This is a genomic window from Streptomyces sp. NPDC001348 (genome assembly GCF_053597535.1).
In genome coordinates, this window is record NZ_JBSFIK010000011.1 from 152,714 (window position 1) to 169,385 (window position 16,672).

Genomic DNA, 16,672 nt, shown 5'->3' on the forward strand with positions numbered 1-16,672 from the left:
GCACCGGTGAACGGTGCGATCGAGGGCAGACGGCAAGTGATCTTCACACTCGCCACGGGGGGGGAGCCTCGCCGTCATGACCACACCCGCACGCCGCCTGAACCGGTACGGCCGCCGCCACCCCTTCGACCTGCGTGCGACGGCGCTGTACTTCGGTCTCCTCGCCCTGCTCCTGTGCGTCGTGGGCCTGACCACCCGCGCGGTGGCCGCCGCGTTCGAGCGCCGTCCGGTCTGGATCGTTCTGCTGTGCCTGCTCGCCGCGTCGGCCGCCGTGTCACTGCGCCGCAGGCGGCACCGCTGGAACGCTCAGCAGGCCGCGCACCGGGCCGCCGCGGCACTCGACGCGGCGACGCGAACCGCGGTCGAGGCGCTGGAGCCGCCGCACGCGCCCGCTCACCCGGAGGCCGAGCCGGCGCCGACCGCCCCCGAAGCCACACCGGTCGGGTACGGCGACCTCGACGTCGTCGACTACGACGCCCTGGATCCGGACGAGTTCGAACAGGCGATAGCGATGCTGTGCGAACGGGACGGATGCTCGCAGGTGGAAGTCGTCGGGGGAGCTGGGGACCTCGGCGCCGACATCCTGGCCGTGGCACCGGACGGGCGGCGCGTCGTCATCCAGTGCAAGCGGTACGGCGAGGCGAACCGGGTCGGCTCCGAGGAACTCCAGCGGTTCGGCGGCACGTGCTACACCGTCCATCGGGCCGACGTCGCGATCATCGTCACCACCAGCGATTTCACCGCTCCGGCGGCCGAGTACGCCGACCTGTGCGGGATCGTCTGCCTGGATCGAGAGGCGCTGTGCGCGTGGAGCGGCGACACGGGGCCGCGGCCCTGGGGCGGCCCCGGATGACCGGCGGTCCCGGGGCGGGCGGAGTGCGGCCCGGCCTGCGGTCGCGCACCGATGACGGTGCAGACGCCGAGGCCGAGCGGAAATGTTGCTGCAGCAAATCATAGAGCTGATCATCGAGTTGGATGCGCACGGGTGATCCGTCTAGGCTGCGTCGGTCTGTGCCGCACCCGTCGGCCCGGGCGACGGAGGTGGAAGGCCGATGACCCAGCAAGCCTCGGCGACCGAACCTGTCCCGGAGCGGCGCCCGGAGCTGGTTCTCGACGCGGACGCGGAGGCGAACCGGATAGCGGCGGTACGCCGCTACGACATCCTCGACACTCCGCCCGACGGCGCTTTCGACCGGGTGGCGGCGATGGCCGCCCGGCTCTTCGACGTCCCCGTGGCGACCGTCTCGATCGTGGACGCCGACCGGATCTGGTTCAAGGCGGCGCACGGGCTGGAGGGCGTGCGGCAGATCGGCCGGGACCCCGGCCTGTGCGACTCGGCCGTACTGCGCGACGACGCGCTCGTCATCCCCGACACACTGCTCGATCCCGTCGCGATGGACAACCCGCTGGTGGCGGGGGAGATGGGCGTGCGCTTCTACGCGGCGGCCCCCATCGTCACCCGCGACGGTCACCGGCTCGGCACGGTCAATGTGCTCGACACCAAGCCGCGCGCGATCACCGCGGACGACACCGCCGTACTCACCGATCTCGCCGCGATCGTGATGGACGAGATGGAACTGCGGCTGTCCGCGCTGCGGGCGCTCCGCCACGAGCGGCAGCAGAGAGAGGCCCAGAGCCGGCACGCGGAAGCCGAGCGGGAGAGGGCGGAGGAGGAACGCGCGGCGCGGGAGCAGGCGGAGAAGGACAAGGCAGCCATCGCCGCGTTCGCCTCCACCCTGCAGCGCACGCTGCTGCCCCCGGCACTCCCCACCGTGCCCGGACTGGAGCTGGCCTGCCACTACAGCACCGCTTCCGCCTACGACGTCGGCGGCGACTTCTACGACATCTTCCCCCTGGGCGACGAACGGTGGGCGTTCTTCCTCGGCGACGTCTGCGGCAAGGGCGCGGAAGCCGCCACCGTCACCGCGCTGGCCCGCCACACCCTGCGTGCCGCGGCGCAGATCGACCCGGACCCGGTCGCCGTGCTCACCGCGCTCAACATGGCGCTGCTCACGGACGTCACCGCCGGCAGCCGGTTCTGCACCGCCGTCTTCGGTGTCCTCAGCCCGGAAGAGACGGGCACCTTCAGCGTCACCGTGGCCACCGGCGGGCATCCGCCCGCCTACCACCTGCGCCCCGACGGCACCGGCGCGGCACGGGTGAAGGCGGTACGCCCCGAGGGCGGCATGCTCATCGGGGCCTTCGCGGACGCCCAGTTCGCCGAGGTCACCTTCGACCTGTCACCCGGCGAGGCCCTCCTCCTCTACACCGACGGCCTGATCGAGGCCCGCGACGGCGAGGGCGCCATGCTGGGAGACGAGGGGCTGACCGGCTTCCTCCACCGCCGCGGCGGCCGTCTCAGCGCCACCCGGCTGGTGGAGGACACCGTCACGCTCCTCACCTCGCTGCCCGACAAAGCCGGCGACGACGTCGCCCTGCTGGCCCTGTCCGTCCCGGACGCCGGGACGGCTCCCACGACCGGCGCGGCAGCCACCGTCCACACCATCGCCGCCCCCGAGCACCCCGGCAAGGAGTGAGACCACGTGACCGACGACCTCCGTCTGACCGTCCAGCACCCCCGCCCAGGGATGGCCGTCGCCGCCGTCACGGGCGCGTTGGACCTGCCGGCCGCCCCCGCCCTGCGGTCACAGGTCCTGGACATCGTCCGGCAGGGCCACCCGCATCTGATCCTGGACCTGCACCAGGTCGGCTTCTGCGACTCCACCGGACTGAGTGTCATCATCGAGGCCTGGCACGCGGCCCGCGAGGCAGGAGGCTCACTGGCCCTCGCCCACGTCCCCGGCCGGCTGATGCGCATGCTCACCCTCACCGGTGTCGACACGCTCCTGCCCCTGCACGCCACGACCGCCGAAGCGATGGGCAGGAGCGCGGAAACCCCTTGACGGTGGAGCACTGCCGAGCCGTCGGCAGGAGTCCGCGTCCGCACGCGGCGAGGTCCCCGTTCCGACATCGGAACGGGGACCTCGTGGGGGCCGATCTCGCTGCTCAGTGCCGGAAGGCGTCCTTGGCCTTCTCCTTCGCCTGACGCAGATCGCCCTTCGACTGCTTGGCCTGGCCCTCGGCCGTCAGCCCCTCGTCGTCCGTGGTGCGGCCGACGGCTTCCTTGGCCTTGCCCTTGGCCTGCTCCATCTTGGCCTTGGCCTTCTGCTCTCCAGCCACCTTGCTCACTCCAAGTCGCGTTCGACATCGAGGTCACTACGCCGGGTGACCTCCACGACGAGGTGTAAACCTGCGGTCCGCTTCCTCCGATCCGGTGACTCGCATGTGATGACCAGGCATAGCGGGAACCCGGTACTCAGGAGCGCGGCAGCGACCGAGGGAGCGAGATGGGGCTTGCGGGAGTGATGCTGGCCGGTCCCCGCCTGCTCGCGGGCGGGGCCGCGCCGGCTGCGGGCCTGGCCGCCGGCGCGGCCGCGGCCGTGGCGCGGGCGGGTGTGCGCGGCGCCGCCAGCACGGTGCGGGTCGGAAGGGTCGTACGGAACGCCCTGCCGGGCAACACCGGTCAGTGGCGGTCCGGCGCACGGGCCCACCTCTCGCTGCGCCGGACCGGGACCGGACACCCGGGGCTGGAGGACGAGGCCCGGGAGGTCGCGCGGATCGGCCGGAAGGTCGCCGAGGCGCTGGCCGAACACCCTGACGTGGTGCTCGCCTACTGGGACGGCGGGCTCGGCCGGCTGGTGGTCACCGCGTCCGAGGACGCGCTCACCGACGGAGTCGTGGAGGATGCGGCCACCCTCGCCGAACGCCACGGCCTGGTCCTGAGCGAGGACGAGCCGGAGGAGTTCGCCCATCCCGGCGACCCGGGCGCCGTACGGACCGCGGCCGCCACTCTGGCGGTCGACGTCATCGGCGCCGCCATCGGCTACAGCTCCTCCACGCTGCCCCTGCCCCGCGCTCCCCGCGCGGTCACCGCGGGCGTGACCCTGCTGCGTGAGAGCCCGCGCTTCCGCTCCTGGCTGGCGAGCCGTCTCGGCCGGTCCCGGATGGACCTGGTGCTCGCCGCAGCCAACGCGGCCACCCACGCCGCCGACCGCACGCCCACCGCCCTGGTCCTGGACGGGGCGCTGCGCTCGTGCCAGCTCGCCGAACGGGTGGCGCGCGCGGCCGCGTTCGACACCGAGCACGACAGGCTGTCCGGACCCGACCGGGTGAGCGTCGCCGCCGATCGCTTCCCGCGCCCGCCGCTGCGGACCGTCCCGGAGCAGGAGTACGCCGCCCACGCCTCCGTCGGCAGCGTGCTGGGGGCCCTGGTGACCGAAGTGGTCAAACACGACGTGGACGAGGCGGCGGAGGCGCTGCTGGCCGGCTCGCCGAAGGCCGCCCGCTATGGTCCCGGTGCCTTCCACGCCGTGCTCAGCGGAGCCCTGGCCCGCAAGGGTGTGCTGGTGCGGGAGACCGCGCGGCTGCGCGAGCTGGAGACGGCACGGACCCTTGCGCTGCACGCCAACGCACTGCGCGCACCGGACGGCGTCGCGGACCCGTGGTGCGAGGCCGTGCTCGACGCCGCGCGGCACGCGGGGCTGCGCGTGGTGATGACCGAGGATCCGGCCCTGGCCGACCTCGCCGGCCTCGCCGACCAGGTCGTCGAGGCCGGCCGGCCGTGGCACGAGGTGGTGCGCGAGCTGCGCGAGGACGGCGGCACCGTCATCACCGTCGCCCGGCCCGCCTCGCCCGACGACACCGACGTGCTCGCCGGACTGCTCGGCGGTGACGTGGCCATCGCCCTCACCGACCGCGACGGGGCCGTCGTCTGGGGCGCGGACGTCCTGGCCGCCCACGGTCTGACCGACGTGTGGCGGCTGCTCACCGCCGTCCCCGCCGCACGCGCCGTGGGCCGCAGGTCACAGACCCTGGCACGCTCGGGCGCCGTTCTGTCCGGACTGATGGTGGCCCTCGGTGAGTCCAGGAAGACCCCCGGGCCACTGCCCGGGCTGCGGCACGCCCCGGTCGACGCGGGCGCGGCGGTCGCCCTGCTCAGCGGAGCGCGCGCGGCCCTCGGCGTGGCCACGGCCCGCCCACCGCGTCCCAGCCCGCGTGTGGCGTGGCACGCCCTGGAGATCGACGAGGTCCACGAGCGACTGGCGCAGCAGGCGGAACTGCAGCCGACGGCCGTCGAGCGGACCACCGCCCGGGTACGCGACGCGGGCGTGGCCACCGGCCGGCACCCGGTGCTCGGCCCCGCGTCCGCCCCGGCTCGCTGGTCCGTGCAGCTCGGCCGTGCCGTACGCCGCGAACTCGACGATCCGCTCACTCCGGTGCTCGCGGTCGGTTCCGCCGCGTCGGCGATCCTCGGCTCCGCCGTGGACGCCCTCCTGGTCATCGGGGCGCTCGACCTGAACGCACTGATCGGCGGCGTCCAGCGGCTGCGGGCCGAACGGGCACTGTCCGGGCTGCTGGCAGAGCACAAGCAGAAGGCACGCCTCAGCCGCCCGGCCCGGCAGCCGGGTGAGCCCGGTGAGCCCGGCGAGTTCGCGGAGCCCGGCGAGTCCGCGGAGCCCGCGCCGCCGGAAGCGGAGCGGACCATGGACGCCACCGAACTGCGCCCCGGTGACGTCATCGCGCTCGGCGCCGACGACGTCGTGCCCGCCGACGCCCGACTGCTGTGGGAGGACGGCCTGGAGGTGGACGAGTCGGCGCTGACCGGCGAGTCCCTGCCGGTGGACAAGCACACCGACCCCACCCCGGGAGCCGCCGTCGCCGACCGCCGGTCCATGGTCTTCGAGGGGACCACCGTGGTGGCCGGACACGCCGAGGCGATCGTGGTCCACACCGGTGACCGCACCGAGGCGGCCCGTGCCGTCCATCTCGCCGCCCGCAAGCCGCCGTCCGCCGGCGTGCAGGCCCGGCTCCAGGAACTCACCCGCAAGGCGCTTCCCCTGACGCTCGCAGGCGGAGCCACGGTGACGGGGCTGTCCCTGCTGCGCGGTGCCCCGATCCGCCGGGCGGTGAGCGGCGGGGTCTCGGTGGCCGTCGCCGCCGTCCCCGAGGGACTGCCGCTGGTGGCCACGGTGGCCCAGCTCGCCGCCGCCCGGCGGCTCAGCCGGCGCGGCGTCCTCGTCCGCACCCCGCGCACCCTGGAGGCGCTGGGCCGGATGGACACGCTCTGCTTCGACAAGACCGGAACGCTCACCGAGAACCGGCTGCGTCTGGTGCGGGTGGCCGACGCCCGCGGTACGGTCCGCAGGGCCGACAGCCCGGAGTCCGCCGAGACCCTGGGCACCGCCGCCCGGGCCTGCCCCCGGCTGAACGGCGACGGGGGACGCAGGCCCGCCCACGCCACCGACGAGGCGGTGCTGGACGCGGCCGGGCCCGACCCGGACTGGGTGCAGACCGAGGGCCGTCCGTTCGAGACGGGCCGCGGCTATGCGGCAGCCGTCGGTCGCACCGCGGACGCGACCCGCCTGCTCGTGGTCAAGGGCGCCCCGGAAACCGTTCTGCCCGCCTGCGCCGACCTGCCGCCCGAGGCCTCCGACGCGGCCCATGCGCTCACCGGCGACGCACTGCGCGTCCTGGCGGTGGCACACCGCCCGCTGGAGGACGGCGAGGACGACGCCGAGGCCCTGGAGCAGGCCCTGGAGGGCCTCCGCTTCACCGGCCTGCTGGGTCTCTCGGACGTGCCGAGGGAGAACTCCCGTGACCTCGTAGAGGAGTTGCGGCAGACGGGCGTCCGGCCGGTGATGCTGACCGGTGACCATCCGCAGACCGCCCGGGCGATCGCGATCGAGCTGGGCTGGCCCGCGGACACCGCCGTCGTCACCGGCGACGAGCTCGCCGCCGCCGACCGCTCGCAGCGGGCCCGGATCCTGCGGGACGCGGACGTGGTCGCCCGGGTCGCACCCGAGCAGAAGCTCCTGGTCGTCGAGGCGCTGCGGGACGCGGGCCGGGTGGTCGGCATGGTCGGGGACGGCGCCAACGACGCCGCGGCCATCCGTGCCGCCGACATCGGCGTGGGCATCAAGGCCCGTGGCTCGGCGGCGGCCCGGAACGCCGCGGACATCGTGATCACCTACGGCGACCTGTCGGTGCTGACCGACGCGGTGGCCGAGGGCCGGGCCCTGTGGCGCTGCGTGGCCGACGCCATCGCCATCCTGATCGGCGGCAACGCCGGCGAGGTGAGTTTCGGTATCCTGGGCAGCCTGCTGGCGGGCTCGGCGCCGCTGTCCACCCGGCAGATGCTGCTGGTGAACCTCTTCACGGACCTTTTCCCGGCCATGGCCGTGGCGGTCACCCCGCACGAGGACGACCGGGACGAGGCCACGGGCGACATCCCCGACGCGGAGCTCGTCACGTCCCTCCTCGGCAAACCCCTGATCCGCCAGATCCGCCACCGCGCCCTCACCACCTGCCTGGGCGCGACCACCGCCTGGCTGATCGGCCGATTCACTCCGGGCACGGCCCGCCGTTCCACCACGATGGCGCTGTGCGCCGTGGTCGGCACCCAGCTGGCGCAGACCCTCGCCGACCGCCGGGACAGCCCGCTCGTCCGGTTCACCGCCCTGGGCTCGGCCGCGGCCCTGGTGGCGCTGGTCCAGACGCCCGGCGTCAGCCATCTCTTCGGCTGCACCCCGCTCGGCCCGATCGGCTGGACGGGAGTGGTCGCGGCCATCACCCTCGCGGTGGTCGGCCAGCGGGCACTGCCCCAGGTGGAGCGGGCCGTACTGCGCTGGTGGGGGCCGTCCACGGGCCGGCCGTCGGGCGGGAGCACGCCGGAGCGGATCGTGGACGCGATGCGCGGGGCCTGGCAGTCGCTCGACAGGGCGCTCTCCGGCCGGACCCCCGCGGCCACCTAGCCTCCCGAACGGCGGGCCGCCGTTGTCAGTGCCGGATGCGAGGCTGCCCGGCATGGATGAACAGGAGTTCATGCGCGGCCGGGTGTACGGGGCCGACCACGACAACGCCGGACCGCGCCCGGACCACACCTACGCCCAACTGGTCGGCGGCCCGCTGGACGGGCTGCTGCTCGATGTCACCGACCGCGGCCAAGCGCCGGGCGAACCGGTGGCGCTGGTCACGGAGATAGGCCGCTACGGCCCCGGCGGCCGCGCCGTGTACGCGCCCCGGCCCCACGACGCCGGCCGCTACGACTGGCACGGCGACATCCCCTGACCCGTCCGGCCGGGCCGCGGCCCCCCGTCCGCCTCGCGCACGACGAATCCCGCGGCGGCCGACGCGAGCGCCGGAGAACCCGTGGCCCGGGTGACCGGCCGGTGCCGTGGGGTACCCGTGCGGCCCATGGACGCAGACCGGACCGCCGAACCGACCGCGACCGCCGCCGAGGTGTTCGGCTGGGACACCCTGCTGCCCGAGCAGCTCACGGCCATGGAGTTCCGTGCTGGACGCCCGGGACACCCTCGTCGTCATGCCCACCGGATCCGGGAAGTCCGCCGTCCACCAACCTGCCGCATCAGTGCCTCGATCACGTACGCCGACGACGACACCGAGAAGGTCCTGGTGGACGCCCTGCGTGCCCTGGTCGAAGACGCCGACTCCATCGAGGGGCAGTCGAGCGGTCCATCTGCCCGGGCCCGCCGACCTGGAGCTGGAACAGGCCATGCTGCCGCGCGGGGCGTTCTTCGCCGAGGTGGAACACGTGCCCGCCGAGCGGGCCGCGGGCCGGGTCGCGGCGGAGATGATCAGTCCCCATCCGCCGGGGGTGCCCGCGGTCGCTCCTGGAGAGGTCATCACCGACGAGGTTCTCCACCACCTGCGCAGCGGTGTCGAACACGGCATGCTGATCCCGGACGCGGCCGACCCGACGGTACGGACCCTGCGGGTGGTGGCCCGCACGTGACGTGACCGTGCCGCCGACCGGCCCGCCCGAGTGACCTCCCGTCAATTTCCTTGCACGGAGCCGTCATTCGGCTCCCCCCTCTGGCCTCGCTGACGTACCGGACGGTATACAGGCCCCGTCGAACGAGCGAAGGCACCAGGGGGAGGAATCCGATGGCGGGCGACACACATTCCGGTGGAGCGGCGAGGCGCCGACGGCGGGCGGTGGTGGGGGCGGTGCTCGGCGGCTGCGCCCTCGTCGCCGCTTCCACCACGCCCGCCGCGGCAGGCGGAGCCGGCGGACACGGTGGCGACACGCGGTACGTGTCCCTCGGCGACTCCTACACGGCGGGCCCCCTCATCCCGCGCCAGGTGGACGCGAACTGCGCGCGGTCCGACCACAACTACCCCTCGCTCGTGGCGGCCGAACGACGGGCGACCGCCTTCGACGACGTCAGCTGCAGCGGGGCGACGACCGAGAACATGTGGAAGGAGCAGGGCTCCAACCCCCCTCAGCTGAACGCCCTGCGACGGGACACCGATCTGGTGACCGTCCAGATCGGCGGCAACGACATCGGCTTCGGCTCCATCATCGCGACCTGTGCCCGCATCGGCTCCCAGGACCCGACAGGAGACCCGTGCGAGCGCTACTACAGCTCCTCCGGAGTCGACCGGTTGGCGGTGAGCATCATGCGGACCGCCCCGAAGGTGGACGGCGTGCTCCGGGCCGTGCGCGCCAGGGCTCCGCACGCCCGGGTGCTCGTCGTCGGCTACCCGGACCTCCTCCCCGACGACGGCAGCGGCTGCTACCCCTCGGTTCCGTTCGCGGCCGGGGACTTTCCCTACCTCCGGGACACCGGCAGACGACTGAATCTGATGCTGCGTCTGGTGGCCGCGTGGAACCACGCCGAGTACGTCGACACCTACGCACCCACCCGTGGACACGACATGTGCAAGGCGCCCGCGGACCGCTGGATCGAACCACTGCAGCCCGCCTCGCCCGCCGCCCCCGCGCACCCCAACGCCAAGGGCGAGGAGGTCATGGCGCGTGCCGTGCTGGCACGGCTGGACCAGGGGCGTGGACGAGGCTGACCCGAGCCGAGCCATCCGGCCGCGCGGCTCAGTCGCCCGCCGCGGCCGGAGCGGACGGTGCCGGAGCGGACGGTGCCGGAGCGGACGGTGCCGTCCGCGGCGTTGCGGTCGTACGCCGCCTGCGCAGGAGCAGCCGACGTGCGGGACGTTCCACCGCCTCGTACAGGAGCCAGGACAGCCCGAGCGACACGGCGAAGACGGTCGCGGTGACGGCGAGGCCCGCCGGCAGGCCGAACCGCGGGGACTTGCCCAGCACGTTGGTACCGGCCCGGATCACCAGGAGGTGGACCATGTAGAAGGCGAACGACAGTTCCCCCAGGCGCACCAGCCGTCGGCGCCGCCACAGCGACGGCAGATCCTTCAGGTCGGCGACGGCCGCAGCCGGGATGAGCAGGGCGAAGCCGACGATGGTACAGGTCGTGGCCGGGTAGCCGGCGGTGACCTGTGGGACGAGGAAGTAGCCGATGATCGCCAGGGCGAGCGAGGCCTCCAGCCCGGGCCCACGCCACCGGCCGAGGAGCACCAGGCGGGCGGTCGCGGCGCCGAGCACGAACTCGGGCAGCCGGGCGGCGGGGAAGGAACTGATCGACTGGCTGAACCAGTGGTGTGCCTCCGCACGGGCGAGCACCAGCACCGCCAGCACCGACACCCCTGCCAGGGCCACCGATCCCCGGGCGCCGAGACGGCGCAGCAGCAGGGCCAGCAGCGGGAACGCGGCGTAGAAGAAGGCCTCGCAGGCGAGCGACCAGCTGACCGGGTTCAGGGTCTGCCACCACGGGCGCCACCACGAGTGGACCAACAGCACGTCCGCCAGCCCCTGACCCAGGGTCGGCCTGGCCTGGTGGGCCAGTGTGCAGGACATGAGCAGCGCGATCGCGACCGTGACCAGGTGCACCGGGTAGATACGGGCGATGCGCCGCCACCAGAAGCCGAGTGCCCGGTCGTTCGGGCGTGCGGACCACGTCAGCACGAATCCGGACAGGATGAAGAAGAACGACACCCCACTGGCGCCGGCCCCGAACCCCCACGTCATGATGCGGCCGCCGGTGCCGCCGAAGTAGCCGAAGTTGTGCACGTGCAGCCCGAAGACCAGCAGCGCGGCCATCCAGCGCAGCCCGGTGAGGGAAGGGAGCGACGGTCTCGAAGCCGACGGCGGGGCAGCGGTGGTCGACGTGGTGGCCGGAGCGGCGGTGGCGGGCGGCGTGCGGGTCGCCGTGGTCGCCGTCATGCAAGCTCCTGCCGGGGGACGTTCACTCGGGGCATGGACCGGGGCATCAGTCGGGGCATGAATCGGGGCATGAATGGGAACGTTGCCCATTCGACCGCGTTCAAGCCGTTCTCGTGCGAAACATCACACCGCCGGGTGTCTATGGTGAGGTGTGATCAGAAGTGACGCCGAGGGGCCCCCGCAGGGCCGCCGCCCAGGGTACAAGGCCGCGGCGGGCGTCTTCGCCGTCGGCATGATGGGCACCACCCTGCCGACACCGTTGTACGGGCTCTACCGGCAGCAGATCGGCTTCTCGGAGCTGATCGTGACGGTCGTGTTCGCCGTCTACGCGGTGGGCGTCATCACCGCCCTGCTGGTCGCCGGAGGCTTCTCCGACGTGCTGGGGAGGCGCCCGGTGCTGCTGTGCGCCCTCGGGCTGTCCGCGCTCAGCGCGGTGTGCTTCCTGTCCGAGGGGGGTCTGCCGCTGCTGTACACCGGCCGGGTGCTGTCGGGTTTCTCGGCGGGCCTGCTCAGCGGCACGGCCACCGCGACCGTCCTCGACCTGGCTCCACCGGGACTGCGGGCCCGTGCCGGGCTGGCGGCGACCGCGGCCAACATGGGCGGGCTAGGCCTCGGCCCCCTCGTCTCGGGCATCCTCGCCCAGTACGCGCCCCGGCCGCTCGAACTGCCCTTCGTCGTCCATCTCGGGCTCCTGGCGCTCGCCGTGGCCGTCACCTTCCTGCTGCCCGAGACCGTGCACCACCGCGGCCCCCGGCCCCCGCTCCGGCCGCAGGGCATGACCGTGCCGCCCGAGGTGCGGGGAGTGTTCGCGCCCTGCGCCCTCGCCGCCTTCGCGGGCTTCTCGCTGCTCGGCCTGTTCACGGCCGTGGCCCCGGCCTTCCTCGCCCAGACGCTGGGGGAACACAACCTGGCCGTGACCGGGGCCGTCGTGTTCTGCGTCTTCTGCGCCTCGACCGGCGGGCAACTGCTCATGGGACGCGTGGGCGCGCCAAGAGCCCTGCCATGGGGCTGCCTGGTACTCGTCCTCGGCCTCCTCCTCGTCGGCGCCTCGCTGCAGCTGACCTCCCTGCCGGTGCTGCTCGCGGGGGCGGTCACGGGCGGGGTGGGGCAGGGCATGGCCTTCCGTGCGGGCCTGACCTTGGTGAGTGCCGCGACTCCCCAGGAGCACCGGGGTGCCACCATCTCGGCGTTCTTCGTGGTCGCGTACGTGGGCATCTCGTTGCCGGTGGTCGGGGTGGGCGCCCTGGCGGTGACCCTGGGGGTGCGCAGCGCCGGCCTGGTGTTCGCGGGGTGCGCGGTGCTGCTCGTCGCGGTGGTGGGCGTCCGTGTGTGGCGACATCCGCCCCGGGCTTCGTGACCGTCCGTCAGCCGCTCGCGGGCTGCCGCCTGGTCTCGGCCTGCCGTGCAGATGCCCGGATGAACATGATCAATACCGCTCCGCCGGGAACGCCGGGCCGAGGCCGGTCAGCTTCTGCGGAGGACCCTGTTCGCGCCCGCCGCGGCGGTGGTGGCGAGCAGCCAGCCCGCGCTGACCAGTACGACGGCCGCCCACTGGGTGGCGCCGCGTGCCGTGAACGCCGGTTCCTGCCCGAAGTCCACGACGGGCAGCAGCAGGTCCAAGGTGTAGATGGCGGGCTGGAAGTCCGGGCGCGCGCCGTCGCCGGTGAACCGCGGGGGCCAGGTGGCGAAGACGGCGGTGCCCGCCGCGAAGAGCGCGGCCAGCAGCCACACCGCGCGGGCCGGCCGGTAACCGTAGCCGACGGTGAGGTCCTGCAGGATGCTCCAGATCCGGGCGGGCCGGCCGAGGGTGGCGCGGGTACGGCGTTGCTCGGCCAGCAGCACGGTGCGCGCGTCGGCGTCACGTCCGTGCTGCCGGTAGGTGCTCGCCAGCTGTTCGTAGGGCTGGAGGGCGAAGCCGGTGGGGTCCCGGTCCAGCCAGGGGAGCCGTCTGGCGCCGGGCAGGGTCGGGTGCACGCTGTCGTACACGAGGCCTTCCAGCAGCAGGGCGCGCGGCCAGGTCGCGGGGTCGTCCCGCAGCACGCCGACCCGGGTGTGCCTGAGGTCGATGGTGCCGGCCGGGGCTTCGCGGGGCTGCAGCGCGAGTTCGGCCGCCGTGGAGCGACGGCACGTCAGCGCGTTCCTGCCGCTCGGCACGTCGAACAGTGCGTCCTTGAAGCAGAGCTTGGCGCGTACGGTGATGCTGCTGAGCGAGATCCGGCCGTGCGCGGTCAGCCCGTCGCAGCAGTTGAACTCGGCCCCCACCTCTATGCCGTTGGCGCGCAACGCCGGCCCCGTCAGGCCGGTCAGGTCGGCGCCTTCGAAATGGGCGGAGCCGCCGATCCGGGCGTCGCAGAGGTCCACGGTTCCCCGTGCGACGAATCCGCCGCGGCAGTCGAGATTGCCGCCGACGTGGAGGCGCTCGGCCATGAGTGCCGTGCCGTCCTGGCGGTGCAGCCGGGCTCCTCGCAGCACGACGCTGCCGCGCACCGTCGTGTCCCGCAGGTCGAAGCGCCCCCGCACCTCGAGTCCGCGGCCCGCCTGGATGTCACCGCCGACCGTGGCGCACAGCAACTCCAGTGCCGGGTCGCGGTGTTCGTCACCCGTGCCGGTCAGGGTGCTCTCCTCCAGGTGCAGCGATCCGCCGATCGAGGCGCCGTAGAGATCGATGCCGCCGCGGATGCGTGCGCCGCGCAGGGTGAACGCGTCCCGGATCTGGGCGCTGGTGAGACGGACCGGCCCGGCGCATTCCAGGCCGACCGCCGTGAAGCCCTCCTCGACGGAGAGCGACTCGGCGTCCATGGCGGGCCGTCCGCCCGAAGCCGTCGTACACGAGCGGTTCAGCGAGAGCCGAGTGCCCACGCTCAGGGACCGCAGATCGAGTGTGCCGTCGATCGCACAGTCCGCGAGCACGCATTCCTGATCGATCCGGGCCCCCACCGCCGTGAGTCCGGGCAGGACGCAATCCCTCATCTCCAGGGCGTTGAAGCGCCCGCCGTCGAGGCAGGGCGCCTCGTCCAGCCGGCAGGACCGCAGGCGTATCGCGCCCCGCACGTCCGCCTCGGAGAGATCCAGTCTGCCGGTGACGCGCGTTCCCCGCAGACGCAGACGAGCGAGGCTGCCCCGTACCGGGCGGGGCGCGGCGAGGAGAAGCCACCGTACGACCTCGGCACGGACCTCCGGTACGTCGTCGCACCACTCGCCCCGGCGGTAGGCCCGCCAGAGCCGGCGCTCCGATGGCTCCCAGGTGTCCGGCGGTCTCACGTCCGACACCGAGAACCTCCCCCTTCCGTCCGGTACCGGCGAAGCACCGCATGGCTACCCGACCCGGGGCGGCCTCACGCCTGCGGCCCCGGGCCACCGGCCCTCGCCACCTCCACCGAGAAGTCGTTGTCGACCGTGTAGTAGGGACGCACCACGGCATCCCCGGCCGTGGTCGCCGGGTAGACGAACACCGCCTTGCGGTCCGCCACGTCGTCGAGGAGACGGGCCAACCGGATGAGAGGTGCCCGGGCCGCGGGCCGGACGAAGACGTCCCAGACGCCGTCGGTGCCCGTGGCGGCGGCGAGTTCCTCGTGGTCGACCGTGAAGGAGAAGCCTCTGCGGTCCTCGGCGGTCCGTGGCGGAAGGGTGTGTACGGTGCCGCCGCCACCCCGCAGTCGCAGCCGCACCTCCGCCCCCTCCTCCAGGGAGGCGCCGTGCAGGCGTGCGGCGACCGTCGACGACCGGCCGGTGACGTCGATCGCGCCGACCTCGGCGTGCGCGGGGCGCAGCCAGGCGCGCACCGCGAGATGACCGTCCTTGGTGACGTAGGGGATCCGCACGGCCAGCGGTGACGGCCGGTCACCGAGGTGCGCGCCGACGAGGGCCCGCAGATCGCGCGGTCCCGGGCGCAACCGGTGCCGGACGGATTCGGGCCCCGACAGCAGGTACACGTCCCACCGGCCCTCCGCGAGCACCGTCCCCGGTTCCAGGACGGCGCGCGGGCGACCGTCGTCGCGGGGCTCGATGTCGAGGACGTGGAGGAGGGTCTCGGGCCGCCCCTTCTTGGGGCGCAGCCGCAGGAGCAGTTGTCGATCCTCGGCCGGGCGCGGCGGCAGACCGAAGACGATCCGGCCGTCCTCGTCGACCGTGCAACCGACGCGCGGCTGTGTCCCGTTCTCCGTGCTCATCGCACTGGCCTCCGTACCTTGCGCAGTGTGCGGCTCACCGCGGTCGACGCGATGTCGCGGGCCGCGAACCCCCGGCCGGTCAGGGCGTGGCGTACGCGGGCGCGTTCCCGTGCGACCGGGCCTCCCGCCGCTCTGGCCGAGACCGCCTCCCGCAACAGCCGTTCCGCCTGCTCGAGTACGGGGCCGGGCGCGAAGCGGCGCGCGTTCACCAGAGCCGCACGGCCCGCACGGCGACGCCGTTCGTCGTCGCGCACGAGTTCCAGCAGGGCGGCGCCCAGCGCCTGACGGTCCCCGACCGGGACCAGCCGGCCGTCGACGCCGTCCTCGATGATCTCCCCGGGACCGTAGGGGCAGTCGGTGCTCACCACCGGCAGGCCGCAACGCATGGCCTCGACGATGGTCATGCCGAACGGCTCGAAGTCGGAGGCGGCCGCACCGATCGATCCCTTGACCCACTCCGCCTCCATGGGCGCCGCCGGGCCCATCAGGAAGACGTTGTTCCACAGTCCGAGGTCCATGATGAGCCGGCGCAGCCGATCGTGCTGCTTGCCCTTGCCGTAGATGCGCAGTTGCCAGTCGGGATGCTCGGCGGCGACCGCGGCGAAGGCCTCGATGAGGAGGTCGTAGCGTTTCACCGGGACCAGCCGGCCGGCCGCGACGATCACCTTGCCGCTGCCGTCCGCGGCCGGCAGGACGGGGTCGGGCACGCTGTTGGGGAGGTTCTCGATCCGTACCCCGGGCAGCCGCATCTTGCGCCGGTAGGCCGCGGCATCGGCCTCGGTCACCGTGGTGAGCACGTCGAGCCGGGGGTAGGCGCGGCGCAGTGAGCTGCGCAGCCGCGGCGGGTGGTGGTCCAGGGTCAGGTGTTCCTGTCCGATGCGCGCCACATGGCGTGGTGTCTGGAGGGCGAGGTGCACGTTGAGCCCCGGCCGGGTGCCGATCACCACGTCGGCGCCGGTCGTGGCGAGACACTCGCCGATCCTCTCGTCCGTCAACTCGCTGTACTGTGCGTACCGGTACTCGGCGCGCGGAAAGACCTTCGCCGGTCTCAGATGCTGCGGGTGCCCCTCCTCGTGCCGCAGGTCGACCAGTGGCCGCAGCGGCACTCTCGGGTCCAGGGCCAGCTGCGGTCGCTCCTGGTGCCGCAGCACGGAGACGATCTCCACGTCGTGCCGGTCGGCCAGCGCCTGGGCGAGGTTGAACGTGGTGGCGATCGTGCCTCCGATCCCATAGGCGTTGTGGAGCAGGAAACAGATCTTCATGGCGGCCTAGACCATGGCAACCCCCTTGTGGTTGCGCCCTGTTACTGCTTCGTGATGCTCCGGTCCGGCCTCCGGCCGCCACTTCGGCCGGTGCCCTGCGAAAAGTCGGTGGACATGGGGAGGCGTGAGGG

Annotated in this window: 13 protein-coding genes; 8 read left to right on the forward strand and 5 right to left on the reverse strand. The window is 73.4% G+C overall.

The features are described from left to right. Positions 1-76 precede the first annotated feature (76 nt). From ACWC21_RS14775 to ACWC21_RS14785, 3 genes are all read left to right on the forward strand, one after another. Positions 77-853, forward strand: a complete 777-nt coding sequence (locus ACWC21_RS14775; protein ID WP_450881648.1) for a restriction endonuclease — start codon at positions 77-79, stop codon at positions 851-853. 199 nt (positions 854-1,052) lie between these two features. Continuing rightward, positions 1,053-2,537 (forward strand): PP2C family protein-serine/threonine phosphatase, encoded by a 1,485-nt coding sequence (locus ACWC21_RS14780; RefSeq protein WP_450881650.1) that lies wholly within the window; start codon positions 1,053-1,055, stop codon positions 2,535-2,537. Positions 2,538-2,543: 6 nt separating this feature from the next. Then, entirely contained in the window at positions 2,544-2,903 is a 360-nt protein-coding gene (locus ACWC21_RS14785; RefSeq protein ID WP_450881652.1) for an STAS domain-containing protein, read from the forward strand. 103 nt (positions 2,904-3,006) lie between these two features. On the opposite strand, the gene ACWC21_RS14790 is transcribed toward ACWC21_RS14785, so the two are convergent. Further along, complete coding sequence (locus tag ACWC21_RS14790) at positions 3,007-3,180, reverse strand: CsbD family protein (RefSeq protein WP_450881654.1); 174 nt, start codon at positions 3,178-3,180, stop codon at positions 3,007-3,009. A gap of 167 nt (positions 3,181-3,347) precedes the next feature. Between ACWC21_RS14790 and ACWC21_RS14795 the strand changes: the two genes are divergently transcribed. The 4 genes from ACWC21_RS14795 to ACWC21_RS14810 all read left to right on the forward strand — a co-directional run bounded on the left by ACWC21_RS14795 (position 3,348) and on the right by ACWC21_RS14810 (position 9,882). Continuing rightward, positions 3,348-7,811, forward strand: a complete 4,464-nt coding sequence (locus ACWC21_RS14795; RefSeq protein WP_450881656.1) for an HAD-IC family P-type ATPase — start codon at positions 3,348-3,350, stop codon at positions 7,809-7,811. Between the two features lie 52 nt (positions 7,812-7,863). Beyond that, positions 7,864-8,127 (forward strand): hypothetical protein, encoded by a 264-nt coding sequence (locus ACWC21_RS14800; protein WP_450881658.1) that lies wholly within the window; start codon positions 7,864-7,866, stop codon positions 8,125-8,127. 358 nt (positions 8,128-8,485) lie between these two features. After that, positions 8,486-8,812 (forward strand): Orn/Lys/Arg family decarboxylase, encoded by a 327-nt coding sequence (locus ACWC21_RS14805; protein WP_450881660.1) that lies wholly within the window; start codon positions 8,486-8,488, stop codon positions 8,810-8,812. A gap of 152 nt (positions 8,813-8,964) precedes the next feature. After that, positions 8,965-9,882, forward strand: a complete 918-nt coding sequence (locus tag ACWC21_RS14810; protein ID WP_450881662.1) for an SGNH/GDSL hydrolase family protein — start codon at positions 8,965-8,967, stop codon at positions 9,880-9,882. A 28-nt stretch (positions 9,883-9,910) separates the two neighbouring features. Here ACWC21_RS14810 and ACWC21_RS14815 read toward each other — a convergent pair whose 3' ends face one another. Continuing rightward, entirely contained in the window at positions 9,911-11,110 is a 1,200-nt protein-coding gene (locus ACWC21_RS14815) for an acyltransferase family protein (RefSeq protein ID WP_450881664.1), read from the reverse strand. A gap of 151 nt (positions 11,111-11,261) precedes the next feature. On the opposite strand from ACWC21_RS14815, the gene ACWC21_RS14820 reads away from it, so the two are divergent. Beyond that, entirely contained in the window at positions 11,262-12,467 is a 1,206-nt protein-coding gene (locus tag ACWC21_RS14820; protein WP_450881666.1) for an MFS transporter, read from the forward strand. A 107-nt stretch (positions 12,468-12,574) separates the two neighbouring features. Here the strand turns inward: ACWC21_RS14820 and ACWC21_RS14825 are convergent, their stop codons facing one another. The 3 genes from ACWC21_RS14825 to ACWC21_RS14835 form a co-directional block, all read right to left on the reverse strand. After that, positions 12,575-14,380, reverse strand: a complete 1,806-nt coding sequence (locus tag ACWC21_RS14825; RefSeq protein ID WP_450881668.1) for a hypothetical protein — start codon at positions 14,378-14,380, stop codon at positions 12,575-12,577. A gap of 65 nt (positions 14,381-14,445) precedes the next feature. Beyond that, positions 14,446-15,279, reverse strand: a complete 834-nt coding sequence (locus ACWC21_RS14830) for a hypothetical protein (RefSeq protein ID WP_450881670.1) — start codon at positions 15,277-15,279, stop codon at positions 14,446-14,448. Further along, the gene (locus ACWC21_RS14835) at positions 15,276-16,541 is read right to left on the reverse strand and encodes a glycosyltransferase family 4 protein (protein WP_450881672.1); all 1,266 of its coding nucleotides are present in this window, start codon (positions 16,539-16,541) and stop codon (positions 15,276-15,278) included. The genes ACWC21_RS14830 and ACWC21_RS14835 overlap by 4 nt, the downstream gene beginning before the upstream one ends. Positions 16,542-16,672: the final 131 nt, after the last annotated feature.